Source organism: Rubritalea profundi (assembly GCF_002954445.1).
Taxonomy (GTDB): Bacteria; Verrucomicrobiota; Verrucomicrobiia; order Verrucomicrobiales; family Akkermansiaceae; genus Rubritalea; species Rubritalea profundi.
Genome location: NZ_MQWA01000001.1, coordinates 293,853 through 299,995, shown reverse-complemented (window position 1 = coordinate 299,995; position 6,143 = coordinate 293,853). Strand labels below are relative to the sequence as shown.

General features: G+C 46.8%; 6 protein-coding genes and 1 pseudogene. 4 read left to right on the top strand and 3 right to left on the bottom strand.

Annotated elements, in window-relative coordinates:
• From BSZ32_RS01340 to BSZ32_RS01330, 3 genes are all read left to right on the top strand, one after another.
• Positions 1-581, top strand: a 581-nt coding sequence (locus BSZ32_RS01340) for a c-type cytochrome (RefSeq protein ID WP_206018685.1), incomplete at its 5' end; no start/stop codon positions are given.
• A 2-nt stretch (positions 582-583) separates the two neighbouring features.
• Positions 584-919, top strand: coding sequence for a hypothetical protein (locus BSZ32_RS01335; protein WP_105041750.1), 336 nt, complete (start codon positions 584-586; stop codon positions 917-919).
• Positions 907-2,085 carry a hypothetical protein gene (locus BSZ32_RS01330; protein WP_105041749.1) on the top strand — a complete coding sequence of 393 codons (1,179 nt, stop codon included), beginning with the start codon at positions 907-909 and terminating at the stop codon, positions 2,083-2,085. The genes BSZ32_RS01335 and BSZ32_RS01330 overlap by 13 nt, the downstream gene beginning before the upstream one ends.
• 738 nt (positions 2,086-2,823) lie before the next feature.
• Here BSZ32_RS01330 and BSZ32_RS01325 read toward each other — a convergent pair.
• The 3 genes from BSZ32_RS01325 to BSZ32_RS01310 all read right to left on the bottom strand — a co-directional run bounded on the left by BSZ32_RS01325 (position 2,824) and on the right by BSZ32_RS01310 (position 5,743).
• Entirely contained in the window at positions 2,824-3,090 is a 267-nt protein-coding gene (locus tag BSZ32_RS01325; protein ID WP_105041748.1) for a large ribosomal subunit protein bL28, read from the bottom strand.
• A 102-nt stretch (positions 3,091-3,192) separates the two neighbouring features.
• Positions 3,193-4,209 carry a Holliday junction branch migration DNA helicase RuvB gene (gene ruvB / locus BSZ32_RS01320; protein WP_105041747.1) on the bottom strand — a complete coding sequence of 339 codons (1,017 nt, stop codon included), beginning with the start codon at positions 4,207-4,209 and terminating at the stop codon, positions 3,193-3,195.
• 985 nt (positions 4,210-5,194) lie between these two features.
• Entirely contained in the window at positions 5,195-5,743 is a 549-nt protein-coding gene (locus tag BSZ32_RS01310; protein WP_105041745.1) for a transposase, read from the bottom strand.
• A 220-nt stretch (positions 5,744-5,963) separates the two neighbouring features.
• On the opposite strand from BSZ32_RS01310, the pseudogene BSZ32_RS18585 reads away from it, so the two are divergent.
• Positions 5,964-6,143: pseudogene (locus BSZ32_RS18585) on the top strand (IS5/IS1182 family transposase); the annotation flags it as partial.

Here is a 6,143-nt window from a genome sequence, read left to right as displayed (position 1 = left end):
CTCCTCGATACTTAGGATTTAAAAAAGCTAAGGAGCAAGTTGTGTTTATGTATAAAACTGGTGCGGGTAGTGAAATTCAAACTACGATATTGCCAACATCGAAACCTAACAGCTTTCAACAACGTATTCAGTTGATCGGCACGGGCAAGCTGGATTACTCACCAACAAACCCTGAGACTACTGAGGTAAAGAAGGTTTCTGACAAGGAACTAGTCGTTACTATTTCACAAGATTCCATTAAGCAATATGAGCTGAAGATAGACAAAGCCCTTGCGGCTAAAGATGTCTCCGCAGCGAGTGGTGAAGTCATTTTTAACAAGATGGCATGCGCTACTTGTCACAGCGCTGATGGAGCAAAGAGCCATGGTCCTACATTACTGGGTCTCGCTGGGAGCCACCGACCTATCATCGGGATGAAGGAAAAACAGCTGGCTGATGATGCCTACATCAGGGAATCTATTTTAGCTCCAAACAAAAAAGTCGTGGAAGGCTTTCCACCAAATTACATGCCTGTCTTTAATCTTCCAGAGAACGAAGTGGATTCACTTTTACTCTATATCAAAACCTTTAAAAACAAATAACAATGAATCTAACTTTAAAATACACCGCCAGCTGTTTACTCGCATTTTGCTGTGTGCCTGATACCGCGATGGCCGCTGAGAATGCAAAGATCACGGATTACTATTCGATAGAAGAAATCAAGCTTCCTGAGGGTGTTCCGCCTGAGGTGGGTGCAGTGAAATTTGATACCGAAGGCACGATATATGTTGCGCTACGTCGAGGTGATATTTTGATGGCCAAACCGACTGCAGATCCTAGTAAATTTCAATGGAAGTTATTTGCTTCAGGATTTCATAATGCCTGCGGTATGGAGGTGGTAGCACCTGGCATATCCTCATTAGTCAAATGGCGGAGCTGACTGAGATCAAAGATACCGATAGTGATGGTGAGGCTGATTCTTATAAAAACCTAACAGACGCATGGGGCGTGAGTGGGAATTACCATGAAACGAATGAGATATGCCCAGATGGTAAAGGCGGATACTATATCGCGGTGGGAACTGCATCATACAATGGCCCTACGTTTTATAATGTGAAGGGTGAATATTCTAAAACAGGAAGACGCGGAAGAAACTTCTCATCGGTGAAATGGAAGGGCTGGATCATGCATTATTCTAAGGATGGTGTGGTCACTCCACATGCGAGCGGCTTCCGCATGCATAATGGAATCACGCGTGATAAAATGGGCAACATCTGGGCAACTGATAATCAGGGTGACTGGCGTGCTACGACTCCGCTATACCATATTGAGAAAGGTAATTTTTATGGGCATCCATCAAGCCTAGTCTGGGATCCTAAGTGGCCAAAAGGGAAAGACCCTTTGAAGATGCCATTAACAGAAATCGATGCGATGAGGACCAGAGCTTCGGTACTACTACCTCACAAGGAATTTAATCGCTCGGCATCAGAGCCAGCTCAGGTGCCGAAGAATTTTGGACCATTTGCTGATCAGCTACTGATTCCTGATAACAATGGAACGCGTATTAGCAGAGTTATGCTAGAGAAGGTTCAGGGGAAATATCAGGGAGCTTGCACGCATTTTTTCAATGACGTGGGACTGAAGACTGGCGGGAATAGAGCTGTCTTTACCGATGATGGGAAAACGCTCTTCGTTGGTCATACTGTTAGAGGATGGGGCAAGCCTGGCGAGGGACTAACAAGGATCACCTATCTTGGAAAAGAGCCCTTTGATGTGAAGCATGTCAAGCTTAGCGAAACAGGTTTTGATCTTAAGTTCACACATTCATTCGATAAGAAATCACTGGCATCTAAAGATTTTTCTGTCCGTTCGTTCCGCTACGAAGACAAGTGGAGCTACGGGGGGCCGCAACTTGATAAAAGAAATGAAAAAGTGACTTCTGTCGAATCAAATGAGGGCGACACTATTGTATTAAATGTGCAGAATCTCGAAGCCGGTAGAGTTTACTGGATCGAAATTTCTAAAAATAGTAAACTGATGAGCGAGAGCGGCGAGCCACTAATGAATAAACAGTTTTGCTACACTTTAAACCAACTCGTAAAGTAGTGAGGGTCTGGTGATGTTAAAATCGGATTAACACACTCCTTCAATAGGTCCGAAAACCTTACACCCAGCCAAGAGAAGAGAGAACCGATCTTGAATCCACTGAGCACACTCATCGGAATGCTTCTCTTTAGATTTGGAGCGTTAAGTTCCGATGAGTCTACGATGTGGGGCTGCCAACATAGATGTAGGGATCTTACATCGCTAGCCACAATGCGGTGTTATACAATTTGAATAGTTATATTAGAATTCAGCTTGGCTGACAAATCACCAAGCTCAAAACCAATCATTACTCCAAGGTAACTGTGAAAATGTTATTAGCGCAGGCTACTATGGTGAGTTTCGGAATCTTGAGGTCGTCGCGCAGTGGGCCATGAGCGATTTGAACTATGTTTTTCGCCAAAGTTGCACGGTTGCCGATAGAGAAGAGTTTCTAGCTGGCACAGAGTGGTCTGCTGAGTGTCTTGGTACTAATCCCTTGTTCCCGAAGAACGAAATATAGAGTTACGCGGGCCTGCGATTTATTTTGCAATGGGTGAATTGTCATCATTCCTTCCTGATAGTTGCTCAGTATGGATCCATGGAGATGGGGAAGTTGATATGTGGGAGTTTCTGAGGATTTTCATTTTTCAGGTGAAGATCGAGGATCGAACTTCGATCAATGGAGGTACAAAAAACGACGCAATCCAAAAGGAATGCGTCGTTTTAAAATGGGTTACTCTAGAAAGAGTAGGTGATCAATTACTTGATGATACCTGCTTTTTTGAGTGTAGCGTAAGCGCCGTTCTTGTTGATGGTCTTGATCGCTTTACAGCTCAACTTGAGCTTGATGTAACGATCTAGTTCAGGAACGAAGATGCGCTTAGTCTGTAGGTTTGGAGAAACCTTACGTTTGACTGTTTTAGTCACGTGACGGCCAATACCACCCTTTTTCTTTGCGAGACCAGAACGGTGGATCCTGCGACCTACACGTACTTTTGATCCTCTAATGCTGCATACTTTTGCCATAATTTTTGAAATTTTTGTTTCTGACGCGGAGATAAACAGTTCAACGCACTTGGGTCAAGGAATTTAATGTGTGGAAGTGTACTTTTCAACCATTTAGATTGTTTAAAGCAACTCGCCTTGTGCTTTGGTCGGTGTTGCCCCTATTTTTTTGTAGGCGGCGGGCATAGCGACTCGGCCACGTGGGGTGCGCTTTATGAAGCCTTGCATTATAAGGAAGGGCTCGTGGACTTCTTCGAGAGTGGAGGCGTCTTCACCGACAGCCACCGCAACTGAGGAGAGACCTACCGGCCCTCCGTTGAACTTGTAAATCATTGCTTCGAGGATCCGCACGTCCATTTCATCGAGTCCGTCATTGTCGATGTCGATCATCGCTAGAGCTTTGACTGCGGTGTCGCCATCGATGATTCCGTCGCCGCGGACTTGGGCGAAGTCACGAACCCAGCGCAGCAGGTTGTTGGCGATACGCGGAGTGCCACGCGAGCGTGAAGCAATTTCTTGCGCGCCGTCTGGTTTGATCGAAATGTCCAGCAAGCCTGCTGAGCGCACTATAATCACAGAGAGTTGCTCGCGCGTGTAGTAGTCGAGCCTGTTTACTAGGCCAAATCGCGAACGCAGTGGGGCGGTGAGCATGCCAGCGCGCGTGGTGGCTCCCACCAGAGTGAATTTCGGGAGGCTGAGCTGGATTGAGCGTGCCGATGGGCCCGAGTCGATGATGATGTCGAGCCGGAAGTCTTCCATGGCAGGGTAGAGGTATTCTTCAACTGCTGGGTGGAGTCGATGAATTTCATCGATAAAGAGGATGTCACCTTTTTGGACGTTAGTGAGAACGCCAGCTAGATCGCCAGCTTTTTCGATCTGAGGTCCGGATGTGGTGTGCAGCTGGGTGCCTGTCGCTCCGGAAATGATATTGGCCAAGGTTGTTTTTCCCAGGCCCGGAGGGCCGGATAGGAGCACGTGCTCTAGCACATCGTCTCGCTGTTGGGCAGCCTCCACCATCAATATCAGGCGTTCTTTGATTTTCTCCTGGCCGTGAAACTCGCTGAATGCTGGAGGTCGCAGTGAGACATCGTCGGGAGTGTTGGGAGCGCTAGAGGTTGGCTCGAAATTGGAATCAGACATGGTGTGAGTGAGAAGGAAAGGTGTGTTACTTAGAAAGGTGTAGTTCAAAACGTGTCCGCTGAAAACCACCAACTGACAAGAAATTAGATGGGAAAAGTCAAAACCAAGCCAGGCTAGACCTCAAGCCTCTACCATGCTTTCTGTCCAGAGCTGCGTCTACATACACTCGGCTGCCCCCATAATTGGCAACATCCTCTTCTTGTCGCACGCTAGCGCGCAATACTTGACCAGCGAGGCGCGTAGAAGAGCGCTTCCGGCCTCTTTGCTCTAAGCCAGCATATTTAAGCGAGTTTCCACCATAGATTACACAGATTTATACAGATTCTCCCAGCCAGATGAAGCCTTTCTACCGCGAAAAAGACGAAAGGCGTTAAAGGGCCAGCACAATGAAACTGCTCTACCACGAATCACACTAATCGCACGAATAGTAAGGCTGAAGTGCGGCGGCGGTTTCCAACCGCCCATCCCTCACCACCAACAGGATCCATATCTCACCCATATTTTGCCAGCGTACCTCCATGCTCATGAATTTATAATTGGAGCGCAGCGACTCCCCTCTGGACTGCGTGTGGCTCGACAACGCTCTGTGGCTGGCTCGGCTTGACGAGCGCGGCTGGGCTCCATACGACTAGCTAGCGCGGTGGGTTCTTTTTTTGACAGAATTCATACAATTGGCTTCTGAATCGTGAGATTTCAGCTCTTTTGACTCTCTATGCTGTATCACACTACACGAGGAAAATTGAGTTGAAGGTTGTAGAGCTAAGCCAGTGGAGAAATTCCTTGAGTCTGCTTCGATGACCTGAGTCTTTTGAATGGCAATCAGCTAGATTCAAAATATCTTCAAGGCCGAGTCGGAACAGGCTTTTGCGCTTTGTTGCCGCAGAGGTTTTCTGCTCCGAGGATCGAAGATGACACCCCCACGCAAAGCTCAATAGAAAGGCCATTGTAAGGATACTAAAGAGCTTTTCAAGCTTGGCTGGATTGGTCATGTGGGTGGCTTCGAGGTCAAAACCCTTTTCTTTAAATGCCCCAAAAGCCTCTCAATTCCCCACCGTAAACTGTAGAGGTTCAGTGCCTCCTTGCCTGTAAATCGATTGCTAATAATGAGTAAATGACTTGTTCGTCCGTCTTTTTTCATTGGCTTACAGGCGAAGAAAAGTTCGAGTCCAAAGACGGTTTGTAACCTCTGAGATTTACGACCACGGCGAGTTGCTAATTCCAAGGCTGAAAAACTTCCTACAAGCGTGTTTTTCTTGATACGCACAACATAGCCGACTCCTTTGTTATCGAGCCAAGAGAGCCACTCTTTACCCACAAACTCTCGATCCATAGTCAAGACCTTGATGTCCTTTGCTGGGATGATCTTGAGTAGCTTCTTTGTCAGGGAAATACGCTGAGCAGTGTTAGAGTTTCCTCGTTTCGTTTTAGCTGGGAGGACTTTCCAAATGATCGGAATAGAAACCTTTCCTGCAATAATGGCGATAGCTAGGAAGTTGATGTATTTACGTCCAAATTGCCAGTTTGTACGATCCATCGCCAACACGAACCCAGTTGAAGGCTTAGGTATACGACTAAGAATGAACCTCGAAACAGACGAAAGGCATAGTGAGAAATTAAGAACAAAGTCTTGGAATCGCCTATAGCGACTTTTGTTAGAGCAGGACTTTCCGTCGGAGGTGGTGGCTAGTAAAGTGAGGTTAAGAGTCTGTCGGACTTACCTTCCTCACAATCTTAAAATCTGCTAGAGTTCGCTCATGGCTGAGAGATTCGTAACTGTAGACCGTGACACCCCGATGCTACTGCCTCCGGATTTACGGGACTGGGTAGCTGATGACGACCTTGTTCACTTCATCATTGAAGCGGTTGATCGTCTTCCTCTCTCTAGTTTCAAAACGAATACACGCGGCTGTGGCAATGCTCAAATGCCATCCCAC